A 16,981-nucleotide genomic window follows, 5' to 3' on the forward strand; every position below is an offset into this window, starting at 1 on the left:
ATGCCGCAGCTACATAACATAGTGTATAAAAGTAAAAGTACAACAAAATCAAATTTTTTCATTACAATAATAAATTATTTTATGGGTTTAAGTAATTATAATAAATATTTTTTTACCATTACAGTATTTTTATTATTAATAACAGTCTTTACTCCTAAAATTTATGCAAATCCTAAGAATGGCTCAAATGTTCCTGATGATATAATTTTTTTTGATGAAGAAAAAAATCAATATTCTCTTGATCAGTTCGAGGGAAAAACTATATTATTAGTATTTTGGGCTACTTGGAGTGCTAATTGTGTAAAAGAGATGCCAGATCTTGATACATTACAGAAAGATTTTAGGAAGCTGCCTTTCTCAGTGATTCCGGTTTCAGAAGATTATCAAGATGTAAAAGTTATTATGGAGTATTATAAAAGTTACCAGATAAGATATTTACCAATTTATCAAGATTATAGAAATCAGCTATTTAAGGCTTTAGGAGTAATTAGTTTACCTACAAGCATATTAATAGATCCAAATGGTAAAATAGTAACTAGTTTTATAGGTAATACTAATTGGTATGATGAAAAAATTAGAGAAACTATTTTATCTGCTATACCAGGAAATCATCCAGAACCTAAAAATAGCTATAATGGACAATCTCTGAATAAACCAGCAAAGCCTTTGCAGCCTATAAAAAAAGGAACAGTAAAAGATCTAATAAATCCTTTAGAAGCACCTGCTGAAGAAGCACCAAAAGATAATAATGAGCAAGATAATGAACGAAGTAAATAAATCAACTATTGCAAATGCAGAGTTTGAACCAATAATAGCTAAACCTCAGATAAGTAAATTAGAGCAATTATTTGCTTCGATCTTTGGTGATTCTAAAGAAGTAGTTGCCGTTTTACGTTTAAACGGCGTTATAGGTAAAGTTAGTACTGTGCAGTCAGGGCTTACTTTAGAGTCACTAAATGAGCTAATAGAAAAAGCTTTTAAAATAAAAAAGTTAAAAGCCTTGTGCCTTATTATCAACTCCCCAGGCGGGTCACCTGTACAATCGGAACTTATTGCAAAACGTATTCGCACGCTTGCTAAAGAGCACAAAATCAAAATTTATAGCTTTATAGAAGATATGGCAGCATCGGGCGGCTATTGGCTGGCTTGTGCTGGTGATCAAATATATGCCTTGCATAGTTCGATTATAGGTAGTATCGGTGTAGTCTCAAGTAGTTTTGGCTTCCATGAAGCAATTAATAAGCTTGGAATAGAAAGAAGAGTTTATACAGAGGGGAAAAATAAAGCAGTTTTAGATCCTTTCAAACCTATTAATAAAGAGGATGTAAAAATCATTAAAGATCTACAAAAGCAAGTTTATGAACATTTTGTTGATTATGTAAAAACAAGAAGAGTCGGTAAATTAACTCAGCAAGACGATATTTTATTTAATGGCGAATTTTGGGCAGGGCGAACAGCTCTTGATTATGGTTTAATTGATGACCTTGGCGATATGTATAGTACTATGGAAGCTAAATTTGGTGATAATATCAAATTTCAATATCTTTGTGCTAAACAACCATGGATTAAAAAGAAGCTTGGTATGGCAAGTAAAATATTAACTGATAATTTTGCTGACTCCTTAATTAATGCAGTTGAAAATAAGATTATTAACGATAAATTTGATATAAAGTAACATGACTATAACACAAGTTAAAATTAAGAAATTAGATAATTTTTTCGGTAAATTGCCCGAATACGCTACAGATCACAGTGCAGGTATGGATTTAACGGCAGCAAACGAGCAACCTATAACTATAAAAACAGGTGAGATACAGCTAGTTCCAACTGGTATCGCTATTGCACTACCGGAATTATTTGAAGCACAGATAAGACCACGTTCGGGTCTTGCTGCAAAAAATGGTATTACAGTTGCTAATTCCCCTGGTACTATTGATGCTGATTATCGTGGTGAGATAAAAGTTATTCTTATTAATTTAGGCAAAGATGATTTTGTTATAGAAAAAGGTATGAGAATTGCTCAAATGATAATATCAAAATATGAGCGTATATCATGGAAAGAAAGCGAAACTCTTGAAAAGACTGCAAGAGGTAGTGGCGGTTTCGGTTCTACTGGGTTATAGATTCAGTCATTATAATTCATGAAAATTTTAGCATTTGATACGGCAAATAATACGGCATCGGTCGCACTTTCATATAACGATAATATCCTAGCATATGCTGAAGAATTACATCCGTCTATGCAGGCAGAAAATCTAATGCCGATGATAGAACAAGTAATGAAAGCTTCTCACTGTTCGTATGATGAGCTGGATTATCTAGCGGTAACAAATGGTCCTGGTAGTTTTACTGGTATTAGAATAGGGCTTGCTTGTGCTAAGGGTATATTATTTGCCAAAGAAAATATTAAAGGTATAGCGGTTAGTAATTTTGAGCATGCTTATTTTAGAGCTATAGGGCAGGTTAAAGATTACGATAAAATATATGTATTTTTAAATGCCTATCGTAGTCAGCTTTATCTAAAAATTTTTGATAAATCAGGTAAAGCAAATGAGCCGCTGTTAATAGATTTTGATTATGCTATAGAGCTGCTTAAGAATGAGAAAGGGAATATAGTTTGTTGCGGTAGTGGTCTTGAATTTATATATACTCAAGTTAAAAATCTGCCAAATATAATAATTCTGCCACGTTTTGCCAGAGTCAAAGCTTTTATTATTTGTAGATATGTAGCAAGTTTGCTTGCAAACAGTGCGGAGTTAAACAGTGCTATAGAACCGCTTTATATCCGCCCACCTGATGCTAAAATAAGCACCATAAATAGCAAATTACAGAAGTAATTCGCTATTTATATTAACTAAACCAGTATTGCTTTAGAACAATACACATCATCAATACCTAACATTTCAACACGAGGCATATAATCTTCAATATAACCCGTATTGTGAAATAAATTAAGTATCCGGGTATTTTTTTTCAATAGAAATATTTTGTATCACTTGTGGTAAATCATGATTTGAAATAGTAGTGATGATTTTTTCTAAGTTTTTACATGAGGTAATATTTATTACATATATTAATCTTTGCAATGGTACTTCGATTATCTTCTCTACTTTTCTTTCTGAAATAAAATCTGTTACTTCAGTTAATTTTTATCCGAATTTATTCATTTTACTAATTAGTGCTAGAACATATTGAAAATTACAAAATAGTCAAGAAATTTAATAAGAAATAGTTAATTTTAATAATTCTTCTTGCTTTATTTTTTGGATAAAATTATAAGTTTTATTCCATTATATTAAGAGGAATTATACCTATACAACATAAGATGCCAGAACAAAAATGGCAGATTTTTTTAAGAGCTTTAGGAGCAAAAGGAATAGAAATAGAAACAGTAACTGATAGCAAAGTTATTTTTAAAGTTAGTACTGAAAATTTAGAACATCTACGTAATTTATTGGATGATAAGGAAGTATTAAAGAAAAATGTTGTACATGCTTTATTTAATAGCGAAAAAAATGATATAGAGAAATTGGAAGAATACACGTATGATACTGATATATTAGATAAAGATATAAGTAAATTATTAAATAAGCTCGTATCTCCTAAATTTATACAAAAAAATAATATTGATAATATTTTAGATAAATTAATAATTGAATTTGATGAAAAATTATTAGTAAGTAAAGGGAAGCTCAGTTTTAAAAATCCGATAAAAAAAAGATATAAAGCAAGCAACACTTAAATTATTACAAGCTACTATAACGGATGAAAAATCTTTATCAAAAATTTTAGTAAATGAAGAAGATACAACTCCTTTTCAAAAAGCTATATATCCTCCTACTGATTTTTCTCAGTTAATAACGCAAATTAGTTCTAATGAAGAAAATTCTTTAAATTTTGTTATGAATAATGGTGCAATAGCACAAAGCGTGCAAGCTTATATTTCTGACGGTAAAGCTCCTATTATTGCTTTTGACTTAAGGGATGGATTTATTATTGATAAACAGTATTTGTTGAAATATTTATTACCGATATTTAATGGTTTTATTTGGAATGAAGAAGGAAAATTCCCTATTTTATTTGCCCCAAAAAATTCAAAAGTTTTAGATAAAGAAAATGATTATGCTCATAATATTAGTTTGTTAATTGATATTAGGGGTAGTATGGAAAAAGATTTTAGCGTTTACAAAAATAATATATTAAAAATATTAGATAAATTAGCTGAAATTCCTAATTGGCAAATTAATATAGTAGTTTTTAATGATGAAAGTACAGTACGATCATTTTCAAATCAGGAAAATAATATTGAAGATATTAAAGTTTATATCAATAATTTAAAGGCAAATGGTTGTACAAAATTGTATGGTACTATTAAAGAAGCTTTAGAATCTTAAAGAAAAAATTGATGAGTCTTCTACCCTTATAGTATTTACTGACGGAAAGGATGAGGGAACTAGCAGTAATATTACTGAAAAGGATGTTATAGATGTTACAAGTGAAGTAATAAAAAATCCTCAATTCAATATGTATACTGTAGGCTTCGGTCAGTGTTATAACCAAGAGTTTTTTGAACAAGTCGCTACGCATGGAGGATTTACTCATGTTAGCCTAAATGATCCTAAAGGGATGTACCAACTTCAGCAATATATAGATAATATTGAGCAAAAAGTAATTACTTTTGAAGTAATTACGGAGGAGCTAAAATTGATAACACGAGTAAAAGCTGGTGATGTATTTATTGGAAGTGAAGTTAGTATTAGTGAAAAAAATGAATTTCATATGAATGGACAACCTTTTAATATTGGAACGGAAGATCATGAGGTAGAGGTTATTGGAGCATCATAATACGTTGCTTAATTGTTAACATTTCCCTTGCTAGTATTATTAGATAATTTTAAGATTAAATATTAATATTAGTGAGGGATATTAAATTTACTTAAAAATATTACCGGCAAGAATTATGTAAACGGAAAGTTTATCACTGCTTCAAAGCAAATCTCGGTTATTAATCCTTCAACTTTAAAAGAAATTGCGACAGTGCCGAATTTGGAATTATCAGAAATTAATTCTGCAATAGATAATACTGTGCAAACTTTTCCTGTATGGTCACAAAGTTCTTTTGAAGAAAGGATAGCGACTCTTCGAAAATGGCATGCTTTAGTGATTGAAAATATTGATGAGCTAAGTCAAATATTAACGTTAGAGCAAGGAAAAATACTTGCTGAGTCAAAAAAAGAGATCCTCTATGGTGTATCTTTTATTGATTGGTATACATATGCTATTCATAATATTCATTCTATCGTAAAGCCTGGTAATAATAAAAATCATAAAATAGTTACGCATTATGAGCCTGTTGGTCCAGCTGCTGCTATAACACCGTGGAATTTTCCAAATGCTATGATTACTCGCAAGGTAGTTCCTGCAATAGCAGCCGGTTGCAGCGTTATATTAAAGCCATCAAGCCTTACGCCGCTTTCGGCATTAGTGCTTGCAAAATTAGCTACAGATGCCGGATTACCTGGAGGAGTATTTAATGTTATTACTGGTGATTCTAATGTTATCGGTAAGGCTTTTTGTGAGGATTTTAGGCTGCGTAAATTATCATTTACCGGTTCTACGAATATTGGCAAAATCCTATATCAAAATTCTGCAAATACTGTAAAGCGTTTATCTCTAGAGCTTGGTGGTAATGCTCCTTTCATTATAACAGCTGATAATGATTTAGAAAAAGTTGCGGATGATTTGGTTATTTCTAAAACCAGAAATAGCGGACAGTCTTGTACTTCCCCTAATAGAATATTTATCGAAGAATCTATATACGATAAATTTATTGAAATTCTTATACCTAAATTTATCAAGCTTAAAGCAGGTGATGGATTTGATAAAAATTCTGGCGTAGGTCCACTAATTAATGCAGCTGCTATAGAGAAATCCAAAAATTGCTTGCTGATGCTAAAAATAGAGGAGCTAAGTTAATTTGTGGTGGTAAGACTAATAATAATTTCATTGAGCCGACTATTATAATCTGCAATAGTTGAGATTTTATCTTACATTTAGTAAAATAAATTAATTATTAAATGGAGATAAGAAATGAACTTAAATCAAAAAATAATAAAGCCAAAATTAGGATTACTAGAACTCGCTAAGAGTCTTGGTAGCATATCATCAGCATGTAAAGCGATGGGCTATAGCAGAGATAGTTATTACAGATTTAAAGAACTGTATGAAACTGGTGGTGAAGAAGCGTTGTATGAAATTAGTCGAAGAAAGCCAATAATAGCCAATAGAGTTGATCCAGCGATAGAGAAGGCAGTAATGGATATGGCAATAGAATATCCAGCATATGGTCAGCTAAGAGTATCAAATGAGCTTAAGAAGAGCGGTATACTTGTATCACCTGGAGGAGTGAGATCAATTTGGTTACGTAATGATTTAAACAATATCAATAAAAGGCTTAAAGCATTAGAAGCAAGGATGGCTCAGGATGGTATTGTACTTACTGAATCTCAGTTACAAGTACTAGAGAAACGACGTAGCGAAAAAGAAGCCCATGGCGAGATTGAGACACAGCATCCAGGTTATCTAGGATGCCAAGATACATATTATGTAGGAAATTTTAAGGGTATAGGTAAGGTTTATTCTCAGGTATTTATTGATAGCTATAGCAGAGTAGCTGATGCTAAACTATATACTGATAAAACAGCTTTAACTGCTGCTGATATGCTTAATGACCGCGTGTTACCATGGTATGAAACTCAAGGCATACAATACTTCGTATTCTGACAGATCGCGGGTCAGAATATAAGGGAAATATAGAGCATCATGCTTTTGAATTATTTCTAAGTATCGAAGGTATAGAACATACTATTACTAAAGCATATTCTCCTCAAACAAATGGTATGTGTGAACGTTTTAATAAAACTATGACACAAGAATTCTTTGATACAGCTATGCGGAAAAAGATTTATACTGATCTTGATGATTTACAATTAGATCTTGATATTTGGTTAGAGCATTTCAATAATGAGCGACCACATTCAGGAAAATATTGTTATGGTAAAACGCCTATGCAAACTTTTAAGGATAGTAAGAAATTAGCTATTGAAAAGAACAATGAAATCTTATATCTTGAATACTCATCTGACAGTCATAATTTATCAGATATTCAGATATAATTTTTATAGTGTCTGTAAGATCAAATCTTGACTTCTACATCTGAAATAAATAAAAGTTTATCTGATGAGTTCAAAGAGTCTTTGTGTAATATTTTAAATTTATATAAAAATAAAGAGGATGCTGGAGAGTTTCAAATACAGATAAAAGAAAGTATCGATATGGCTAAGACGCTAGGGTTATTATGCGATGAAACTATAGAGGATTTTTCAAGAATATATTGACAGTTTGTTATATCTCTCTGTATTTTATTAATATAAATCTTGGAGTTTTTATGACCGCAATTTTTCAACTTATACGAGAGTTTAAATTTGTTGAAGTAGTTAGAGAATTAACAAAAGATAATGTAAATGACAGAGAAAATATGATTTTTACATTAAATTTTAATGGTAACCAAACTCCTTGTAGAGCAAATAATGTTAACGTTTTAGAAGCGTTATGTTTTATGAATTTTATATTATCTTTAACTTCCGCTTCTCAACAACAATTGAAAGATAGAGTAAATATATTAAAAAATTGTATTAAAGCTGTATATAGTAAAATGCAGAATTATAATAATTCAATTTGGGATGGAAGAGATGATAACAATAATAGCACAGCAATATGGCTTGCTTGGGGTGGTGCTTCAGAGGAGCTTAAAGATTTATTAAATAAATATCCTGAACTGATAGAGGAAGAGAAAAAACTTCCACGTAATGTTTTTGATGTGGCAATGGAAGTGGGGCATTTAAATATAGAACAAAAAACAGAATTAGCTAAAATTTTAATTCCCTTAGGCATACAAATAAATCACTTAAATACATATAATATTATATTAAAAAGTGAAAATCATTTAGTAGCTTTTAAAAATATTATAGAAGTTGCTAGTAATTCATCTTCAGAAATATTCAGTGAATATGTAGATAATGTAATTAGCAAAATAGGTTGTTTAATTAGTAATTCTAGAATCCAAAAAATAGATAATTCTATTGTTAAAAATGCTATAACAAAATGTTATGAAATAATTGAACAAATATTTAAGCATGAAGATAAAATAAATATTAAAGATATATTAGAAAAGGATTTAAGTACTTCAAATACTTATGTTTCTCCATTTTTACATTGGTTATTAGAACTGGGCAATAATAATTTAACTTCTCTTTTGCAAAATTATGATAAAAATAGAAAGTTTGATTTTTATATAAAAGATTGGAGTGGTAAGGGAGCTGGCAGCAGTGCATTAGAATGGTTGGCTAATTACAGATTTGATATTTTACAAAATAAAATTTTCAAGTCTTATTTAAATCCATCTAAAAAACAAGAAAATGAAAAGATACTGATAAGTTTGGTACATAATAATAGGGTAAATGACACAAAGCAAAATAGCACCTTTTTTTAAAGAATTATTAGAGCATAGACCACCTTTATTTGATAATAATCTTAATGGTACAAAACAGGCTATTTGCAATAAAATGCTTCAGAAATCAGTAAATGCTAAAAATGATGAACCTACGACTTATGCAGATCAAACATTAGATTTTGCTTCCTGTTTAATTGTTATACAACAATTTGAAAGAGAAATGATGAGTAGTTTGGGAGTTAATAATATTAACTTGTATGAGTAAGGCTTCGCCTGCATGAATCAATTTTTCCCTGTTATCTCATGATTTATTCACGAGGTCTACTTAAAAATATCAATATTATTGATATTTTTAGTTGTTTTTCATGATGTAGTTCTCAAGCCATGGTTACTACCGCATGGTTCTTTTCAATCTATGCAACAACGCTTATACCGGAGTGATACCGACTTTATAACTAATAAAACTACCTCCAATATTTACTTTATTCTTTAATAGCACAAAGTTATTGTTTGTTTTACTTTTTGTGATTATTATCGCATAGAAAATTAACTTAATTCTATGCCAAATATAGACATTCTTATTTTTGCCAGTTTTTTAGCGATTAACTTAATCGTTGGATTTTTGGATATTAAAAATATAAAAAATATTCGGGAATATGCGATCGGAAAAAGAAATTTCTCAACCGGTACAATAGTCGCAACCTTAATTGCTACTTGGATCGGTACTAGTACTTTCCTAATCAATAATTCACGAATATATACTGACGGGTTGTTTTACCTGCTTCCTAGCATACTTGGTAGTGTTGTTAGTTGGTTATTAATTGCCTATTTCCTTGCTCCTCGTTTCGAGCGTTTTTTAGGCAGTAGGTCAGTAGCCGAAATAATGGGAGAGGCTTACGGCAATAAAGTTCGGAATCTTACCTCTATTGTTAGCATATTAATGGCTATAGGCAGGATTGCTATTCAGTTTCATATAGCTAGTTTAGTGCTAGAGTTATTTTTTGGCATTTCAAATTTTTATGTGGATTTGTGTTTAGCAACTTTCGTAATAAGCTATTCGGCTTTCGGTGGCGTTAAATCGGTTACTTTTACCGAAGCCGTACAGTTTTTTACCTATAGTGCCGTTATTCCGGTAATAGGGATTATAGTGTGGAATGTTTTTAGTGATCCTACTATTTCTATCGACTCAAATGTGCAGCATCGTCTTACCGATTTAGGTATGGTATTTAATTATACGAACCCTAAATTTTGGATATCCTTAAATATCTTTATATATTTTGCCATTCCGTCACTTGGTCCTTCGATTTTTCAAAGAATATTGATGGCAAAGGACATACACCAGATATCAAGAACCTTTTTTATTTCAGCGATTATTTGCCTTTGTTTATCTGTTTTATTCATTTGGATTGCGATATTATTGTTTTCCCAAAATACTGTCGATATTAGTCAATTATTTTTTCAGATTACTAAAAGCTACATAGGATTTAAAGGCTTAATAGTCGGCGTTATTATGGCAATGATAATCTCAAGTACTAACTCTTATATTAACGCTGCGACAGTAAACTTGACGTATGATATTTATAAAAAAACCTCACTGCGATATAGCTACATAACTGCAATCATCATAGGTTTAATAGGGTTCGTTATCTCACTTTATACGAAAGACCTAATTAATATATTTTTATTACTTACCAGCATCTATTTACCTATAATTACCTTGCCGTTGATTCTCTTAATATATGGCTTTAAATCAACTGCTAAAACCTTTTTTATCGGTGCGGTAGCAGCATTATTAACAATCATAGCATGGCAATTATTTTCTTTAAGGCAGATTATAGGGATTTATCCGATCTTACCGGCTGCAATCATAAACTTAATCTTTTTCCTTGGTAGTCATTATATTTTAAAACAGCCAGGCGGCTTTGGTTCGTTAAAAGAGCCTCTAAGCGTAAGACTGATAAAGCAAGAGCGAAGAAGAAGATTCTTGGGTTTATTCCGCTTAATCAAGAATTTTAATCCTTTAATATATTGGAATAATACATTACCACGCCAGGAAATCACTTATAGCTATGTTGGGATATTTATTTTAATCTCTATTTTTTCATCCTTATATCTTACGCCTAACAGCAGGATAATGAACCATCTAAATATATATAATATCATTTATCACTGCACGCTTGTAACTTCTGCAATACTCATCACCTATCCGTTATGGCCTTTGAAATTCCAGAAGAAATATATCATATCATTATTCTGGTTTGTTGCTAATTTCGGGATATTGATATTTTTTAGTAGTTTGCTTGTTTTATCAAGCAACTTCTATCAATTACAATTAATGAGTTCAATAATTAACCTGCTAATAATTGCGACATTATTTAGATGGCATACCACCTTGCTTATGACTATTATTGGAGTATTTGCCAGCATAGAGTTTTATAAATATTTTATGGATGAGAAGCTTTTAGTTAGTATAGATTGTTTTCAGTTCAAAGTGATATATTTCATTACTTTATTTAGTGGTTTGTTAATTGTTTTCTTAAGACCGAGGCAAGAACAAGAAAGATTAGTTAACCTAAAAAATACTCATTTAGGGGATAGGGTTAGTTTTAGAGAGCAAGAGCTTGAAAAATTGCTTGATCTAAAACATGAGTTTTTACGTAATATAAACCATGAAATAAATACGCCGTTAACCGGTATTATTAGCCTTGGTGAAACTTTATGGGCTAATTACGATAGATTTAGCGATGATCAACGCCGTAATGCAGTAGAGATAATAGCTAAAAGTTCTATTAGATTAAATAGTCTGATAAGTAATATTTTAGATTTTTCAAAATTATCTAGTCTTGGTTATGAATTAAATAAAGACAACATAAATTTAAGTGAGCTATTGCATGAGCGAATTAAAATATGTAAAAAACTATACTTAAATAATAAGAAGTTAGAATTTATATCTGAGATTGAAGAAAATATAATATTTAAATGTGATCTTCATTATATTAGCCATACATTCGATAATTTGATAATTAACGCTATTAGCTATTGTAATGATGGTATAATAAAAATTGATTTACAAAAGCAGGAAAATAATATTTTATTTACTATTAAAGATGATGGAATAGGCGTTCCAAAAGAGGAACTACAAACTATATTCGGCGTGTTCGTTGTAAGCTCAAAAACCCGCTCACCTGCAGGCGGTAGAGGAATGGGGCTTGCCTTATGTAAAAAGGTAATAGAGCTGCATGGCGGAAAAATCTGGGCAGAAAATGATGAGCAAGGAAAGACGACTTTTGTTTTTATGCTGTGATATCATTGTACAATGTCATCAATGCTAACTTATAGCATTTTTTATTGTTTTTTCTGGATTGCCACGCTCCTTGCAGTTGCGTAGCTCAGACGATTTAGTATCCATGCAACAATGCCGCCACGGGACGAAAATGAAACAATAAAAAACAAACAAATATGAAAACAATTTTACTTATAGCATTACTTAGCACTCAATATAAAGGTGATAACGATAATGTTTTAGCAATTACTGAGGCTTTAAAACAACAATATCAAAAGGAAAACTTACAGATTGATACAGTTAATTTGGAAATCGATAAGCTAGATTCTAATCAGATAGAAAAATATCCAAATCAGGTAATTGTTGTAGGTGCAGGGCTTGATGGTATTAAAGCATTTACTATTTTAAACTCTAACAAAGGCACTAATAAATTTATTTGGAGTGGTCATCAATTAATAAATGAAGTAACAGAAAATTTAAAGATTCTAGATAATATAGTGTTACCATCTTATGCTTTAAATCAAGAGCAAATCAAACAAATTCAAGAAGCAAAAGTTAAGTTAATAGAAACTACAGGCATACCTTATACTCTTACAAAAGAGGATTGTATAAAGGAGTATAAAGATTTAGCTGATAAAAAGTTAGTTCCTGATTCTTCTAATGGCTATATATTCACCTGTTTATCAGGTGATGCTCCTGATTCAAATGGGAAGATAAAATTTTATACCCAAGAAGAAGCTTATAAATTTGGTGAGCAATTAGCTCAAATTGTAAAATTAAAAAGTATGATGCTTTTAGTGACAAATGGACCTAGAACCGGTCAATATGATCCTAAGGCTGTTTCTGATAAAGTAAAATTTCCAGTACATGAAAAAAATAGTGATATTGATTTAGTTAGTAAAGCTTTTTTAAAAGGAGTAAAAAGCATATTAGGTAATGAAGCAGAGGAAAAAGTAAAATTTGAGAATTTTGTATTTGGAAAGCCAAGTGTATTTAAAGGATATTTAGGTGCAGCCATAGAAATGAAAAAGCATAGTAGTTATTGGCGGGGAATCTTCAAGCCAAATTACACAAGCTTTAGACTTAGTACCTGGTAGGTTATATATTAAGAAAAATACTGCTATGAATGATGTTCATGAAAAGCAAGTAAATAGAATACTGGAAACTAATAAAGGAGCTAAATTATTAAATGATGATGAAGTTGATTTAATTATTAATGTTATTACTGATGAAGTTTATAGTGATGCTGAAATAGTTGCAAAGGAGTTTGAAGAAGAAAATCATTTTTTTAATGAAGAGGAATGTTTATATGAAGATAGAGGTTTAAAAATTATAGGACATACATCAGAGCTAGGAACGGTATAAAAAACATGAAAAAATTATTTTTAATAAACAACAAGATTTTATATCAATTATAGCACCGGCGTCAGGTTGTCCTGATGCACAAGATAGATTAGCTAAATCAATTAAAATGCTAAATTTGCAAGGTTTTAAAACCTTAGTAGATGATAAGATATTGGTAGGGGATGAGCTACCATTTTTTGTTGCTCCGAAAGCTGAAAGACTTAGAATGTTTAAAGAGGCTATGGAAAATGAGCGAGTTAAGATAATTTGGGCTTTTCGTGGTGGATATGGCTGTAGTGAGATTGTAGAAGATTGCTTTAATATACAGAAAAAAGGTGATAAAATCCTGATAGGTTACAGTGATATTACAGTATTGCATCTACTTTTAAATGGTCATTATGATATTCCAACTATTCACGGTTCGGTCTTAACTTCGTTTCTATATCCTGTAAATCAAGATATTAATTCTATACTAAACGTTCTGAAAGGTGAAGATAGTAAGATCGCTCTTTCGCCAATAAATAAAATTAGTGATAATCCTATAGAGGGAAAAATATTAGGTGGCAATTTAACAGTTTTTAGTAAGTTAATAGGTACTTCTATTAATTTAAAAACAAACAATATATTGTTACTTGAAGACATTAACGAAAAAGGTTATGCAATTCATCGTAATTTGGTGCAGCTAAAGAATGCTGGCATATCTGATGGAATAGAAGCGATAATTTTTGGTGATTTTACTGAGGGAGATGAAAATATAGAATTGGCTATAAAAAGTTTCTGTTTAAATCATATTCCAAATATTGAGACTTATAGAGCTGAAGGGATAGGGCATGGAAAAATAAACCAACCGGTTATTATGAATTACGAAGTAGTTATAAGCGGTAATTACTTAAGTTTCTCTAGCCCTTTTGAAATGATATAATTCAACGTGTTTTACTATATAGGTTGTCCCATGGAGTCATACTGTGGAGGTATTGTTTTTTGAATTTCTATATCTTTTTCTATAGCCTAAAATTCAGCCATTTCTTGCTGTACTCGATATATTCCATCATGTAACGCTTTCAGCATCATTAGATTTACTAGTGGGTTTATAGTATTATTAGGACTTGCAACCGCTGTTTCTATCGAAATTTTTATAATATCATCAGGAACCGGTAGTAACTTTAACTTCTTCAGGTTCTAGGATAATAGGTGGTTGACTACATGGTAAAGATACAGGGTTGTTATCTTTTATTTTGACTGTTTCAGTATTAACTAACTCAACTTTTTCTTCAAATTCTTTTATTTCTTTATATCTATTTTTAATGTGTAAAAAGGTTTTAGCTTCTAGATTCAGCATTAAATTACTTAGTTTTAATTATTACGAGGCAAAAAAATATAAAAAACGTTAAATTATTTCAATCAGTTTTTGCCACAAATTTAACAATGATAATTATAATACTTGCCAAAGTTTCATAAGATAAATAGAATTATCTAGGAAAATGTTAATAAGGAAAAACAAATATGTTAAATGTAAATTTTACTGACGAAGAATCATTAAACACTCACTCATTAATAGTGTTTATTGATGACAAATTAAAACTTGATAGTGACCTAATAAACCTTGACCAACAACATCATGGTTTGATATCCAAAACCATTGCCAATAAATTACAATTTACTGGTAAATATGGACAAATCAAAATTATTCCCTCCGTTGTCAAATCAGGGGAAGTAAAATATTTAATATTAGCAGGACTTGGAAGCGAAGAAAAACTAACCGAAGTTAAGATTGAAGAGTTAGGCGGTAAAATATTACAGAATGTTACTAATGCTAAAATCACTACTATTGGCTTAAAAGTTAAGAATAGGATAAGCAGTTTTACATCATCTCTTGTTGCATCTTTAATTGCTAGCGGTGCATTACTTGCTTCCTACAGATTCGATAAATATAGAACAACTTTAAAGGAAGCAGATAAGTTTGTTGTAGAGTCATTTGAAATTTCTACAGATAATAACGTAGAAGCAGCAAAGTTGTTTGAAGTTAAAAAATTAATTGCTGAAGGAGTCTTTTTCACAAGAGATGTTAGTAACGAGCCATCAAATATTAAAACTCCGCAAATGTATGCTGAAAGAATAGCAGATACACTTGAAGAATTAAATGTTGATGTTTCTATTCTTGGTGAAAGAGAAATGAAAAATCTTGGCATGGGTGCTCTTCTTGGAGTTGGTCAAGGTTCACAAAATGAATCAAAACTAGTGGTAATGGAATATCAAGGTGCAAATAAAGATGCTCCTTATATTGCTTTGGTTGGCAAAGGAGTGATTTTTGATACTGGCGGCATATCTCTAAAGCCATCGAGTAATATGCATTTAATGAGATATGACATGTGTGGTTCTGCCGCAGTAGTTGGTGCTATGATTGCGGTTGCTAGTCAAGAATTGCCGGTAAATATCGTAGGTGTTGTAGGACTTGTTGAAAATATGCCGTCAGGTAATGCACAACGTCCTGGTGATGTTGTAACTACTATGTCAGGGCAAACTGCCGAAGTTTTAAATACCGATGCAGAGGGGCGTTTAGTTCTTGCTGATGCCGTTTGGTATGCACAAGAGAAATTCAAACCTAAATGCGTGATTGACGTTGCTACTTTAACTGGTGCTATAGTCGTGTCTTTAGGTCCTACATATGCTGGTTGTTTTTCCAATAATGATGAGCTTGCTGATAAACTAATAAAAGCTGGTGAGGAAGTAAATGAAAAATTATGGAGAATGCCGCTTCATGAGGATTATGACGCAATGATTAACTCCGACATAGCTGATATGGCAAATATCGGTAATGTGCCAGGAGCTGCCGGAAGTTCTACCGCTGCTCATTTTATTAAACGCTTCATTCAAGAGGGAGTAGAATGGGCACATTTAGATATAGCAGGTGTTGCAAATAGCAACAAATCTTCATCGCTCGGTCCGAAAGGTGCTGTAGGTTATGGTGTAAGGCTACTTGAGAAATTTATAAAGGAAAATTATGAACAGTAAGCCTTATATATTTGTTATAGGTAATGAAAAAGGAGGGGCAGGTAAAACAACCTGCTCTATCCATTTAATAGTGGCACTACTTTATCAAAAATATTCAGTAGTAAGTATAGATACTGATTCTCGCCAAAGTTCTTTAACTAATTACCTAAAAAATCGAGATTTATATAATGAGCAAAATCCTGACAAACCAATATTAGTACCAAGGCATTTCCATGTCAAAGAAAGTTCTGAAGAAGAACAGGCAAATAGTTTTGAGCAGATATTAAAAGACAATATGGATGCTGATTATATAGTAATCGATACGCCAGGTAACCATACTGCCTTATCAAGGCTTGCTCATTCTTATGCTGATACAATTATTACACCGATAAATGATAGCTTTTTAGATTTAGACGTAATAGCAAAAGTTGATAATAAAGATGAAATTATTAGCCCGTCAATTTATAGTCAAATGGTGTGGGAACAGAAAATACAGCGTGCTAGCCGTGATAGAGGAAGTATAGATTGGATAATTTTGCGGAATCGTTTAAGTAACCTTGATGCTCTAAATAAGAGACGTGTTAGTAATGTCTTAAATAAGCTTGCTAAAAGAATCAATTTTAAACTTACTGAAGGTTTTAGTGAGCGTGTGATATATAGGGAGTTATTTCTACAAGGCTTAACTCTACTTGATTTAAAAGTCGCAAATTATGACCGAGCATTTAATAGTTCACATATAGTTGCTCGTCAAGAACTAAAAAACTTCTTAAAATTCCTAAATATTACTTTTGCATCCTAGATAATTTTATTGCAGGATTTAGCTATTTTGATTATAGTGAGTTGATTTAAAA

At 31.0% G+C, this 16,981-nt stretch carries 17 protein-coding genes and 2 pseudogenes; 18 read left to right on the plus strand and 1 reads right to left on the minus strand.

Annotated elements, in window-relative coordinates; all coding sequences use genetic code 11:
* Positions 1–81: 81 nt before the first annotated feature.
* The 16 genes and pseudogenes from ACICQC_RS02160 to ACICQC_RS02235 all read left to right on the plus strand — a co-directional run bounded on the left by ACICQC_RS02160 (position 82) and on the right by ACICQC_RS02235 (position 14,061).
* Positions 82–777, plus strand: a complete 696-nt coding sequence (locus ACICQC_RS02160; protein WP_395477227.1) for a TlpA disulfide reductase family protein — start codon at positions 82–84, stop codon at positions 775–777.
* Positions 761–1,675: a S49 family peptidase gene (locus ACICQC_RS02165; protein ID WP_395477228.1), complete on the plus strand. Its 915-nt coding sequence runs from the start codon at positions 761–763 to the stop codon at positions 1,673–1,675. Before ACICQC_RS02160 ends, ACICQC_RS02165 begins: the two co-directional genes overlap by 17 nt.
* 1 nt (position 1,676) lies before the next feature.
* Positions 1,677–2,123, plus strand: coding sequence for a dUTP diphosphatase (dut, locus tag ACICQC_RS02170; protein ID WP_395477229.1), 447 nt, complete (start codon positions 1,677–1,679; stop codon positions 2,121–2,123).
* 18 nt (positions 2,124–2,141) lie between these two features.
* The gene (tsaB, locus tag ACICQC_RS02175) at positions 2,142–2,837 is read left to right on the plus strand and encodes a tRNA (adenosine(37)-N6)-threonylcarbamoyltransferase complex dimerization subunit type 1 TsaB (protein WP_395477230.1); all 696 of its coding nucleotides are present in this window, start codon (positions 2,142–2,144) and stop codon (positions 2,835–2,837) included.
* Between the two features lie 488 nt (positions 2,838–3,325).
* A complete protein-coding gene (locus ACICQC_RS02180) occupies positions 3,326–3,742 on the plus strand; it encodes a hypothetical protein (RefSeq protein ID WP_395477231.1) in 417 nt (138 codons plus the stop codon).
* A 160-nt stretch (positions 3,743–3,902) separates the two neighbouring features.
* Positions 3,903–4,394, plus strand: a complete 492-nt coding sequence (locus ACICQC_RS02185) for a VWA domain-containing protein (protein ID WP_395477232.1) — start codon at positions 3,903–3,905, stop codon at positions 4,392–4,394.
* 70 nt (positions 4,395–4,464) lie between these two features.
* Entirely contained in the window at positions 4,465–4,845 is a 381-nt protein-coding gene (locus ACICQC_RS02190) for a hypothetical protein (protein ID WP_395477776.1), read from the plus strand.
* A gap of 78 nt (positions 4,846–4,923) precedes the next feature.
* Positions 4,924–6,026 (plus strand): annotated as a pseudogene (locus ACICQC_RS02195) (aldehyde dehydrogenase family protein); the annotation flags it as partial.
* A gap of 64 nt (positions 6,027–6,090) precedes the next feature.
* Positions 6,091–7,175, plus strand: a pseudogene (locus ACICQC_RS02200) (IS481 family transposase).
* Positions 7,176–7,202: 27 nt separating this feature from the next.
* A complete protein-coding gene (locus tag ACICQC_RS02205) occupies positions 7,203–7,397 on the plus strand; it encodes a hypothetical protein (RefSeq protein ID WP_395477233.1) in 195 nt (64 codons plus the stop codon).
* Positions 7,398–7,447: 50 nt separating this feature from the next.
* The gene (locus ACICQC_RS02210) at positions 7,448–8,551 is read left to right on the plus strand and encodes a hypothetical protein (RefSeq protein WP_395477234.1); all 1,104 of its coding nucleotides are present in this window, start codon (positions 7,448–7,450) and stop codon (positions 8,549–8,551) included.
* Positions 8,520–8,777, plus strand: coding sequence for a hypothetical protein (locus tag ACICQC_RS02215; RefSeq protein ID WP_395477235.1), 258 nt, complete (start codon positions 8,520–8,522; stop codon positions 8,775–8,777). Before ACICQC_RS02210 ends, ACICQC_RS02215 begins: the two co-directional genes overlap by 32 nt.
* Before the next feature lie 294 nt (positions 8,778–9,071).
* Positions 9,072–11,816, plus strand: coding sequence for a sodium:solute symporter family transporter (locus tag ACICQC_RS02220; RefSeq protein ID WP_395477236.1), 2,745 nt, complete (start codon positions 9,072–9,074; stop codon positions 11,814–11,816).
* Positions 11,817–11,971: 155 nt separating this feature from the next.
* Entirely contained in the window at positions 11,972–12,892 is a 921-nt protein-coding gene (locus tag ACICQC_RS02225) for a hypothetical protein (RefSeq protein ID WP_395477237.1), read from the plus strand.
* A gap of 25 nt (positions 12,893–12,917) precedes the next feature.
* Positions 12,918–13,160, plus strand: a complete 243-nt coding sequence (locus ACICQC_RS02230; protein WP_395477238.1) for a hypothetical protein — start codon at positions 12,918–12,920, stop codon at positions 13,158–13,160.
* Between the two features lie 13 nt (positions 13,161–13,173).
* Positions 13,174–14,061: an LD-carboxypeptidase gene (locus ACICQC_RS02235; RefSeq protein WP_395477778.1), complete on the plus strand. Its 888-nt coding sequence runs from the start codon at positions 13,174–13,176 to the stop codon at positions 14,059–14,061.
* A gap of 222 nt (positions 14,062–14,283) precedes the next feature.
* Here ACICQC_RS02235 and ACICQC_RS02240 read toward each other — a convergent pair whose 3' ends face one another.
* Positions 14,284–14,478, minus strand: a complete 195-nt coding sequence (locus ACICQC_RS02240; RefSeq protein ID WP_395477239.1) for a hypothetical protein — start codon at positions 14,476–14,478, stop codon at positions 14,284–14,286.
* Positions 14,479–14,642: 164 nt separating this feature from the next.
* Here ACICQC_RS02240 and ACICQC_RS02245 point away from each other — a divergent pair, with 164 nt between their 5' ends.
* Positions 14,643–16,151, plus strand: coding sequence for a leucyl aminopeptidase (locus tag ACICQC_RS02245; protein WP_395477240.1), 1,509 nt, complete (start codon positions 14,643–14,645; stop codon positions 16,149–16,151).
* Positions 16,141–16,929, plus strand: coding sequence for a division plane positioning ATPase MipZ (locus ACICQC_RS02250; protein WP_395477241.1), 789 nt, complete (start codon positions 16,141–16,143; stop codon positions 16,927–16,929). The genes ACICQC_RS02245 and ACICQC_RS02250 overlap by 11 nt, the downstream gene beginning before the upstream one ends.
* Positions 16,930–16,981: the final 52 nt, after the last annotated feature.

Origin of the sequence: Rickettsia endosymbiont of Pantilius tunicatus, assembly GCF_964291875.1 — a bacterium.
GTDB lineage: Bacteria > Pseudomonadota > Alphaproteobacteria > Rickettsiales > Rickettsiaceae > Rickettsia.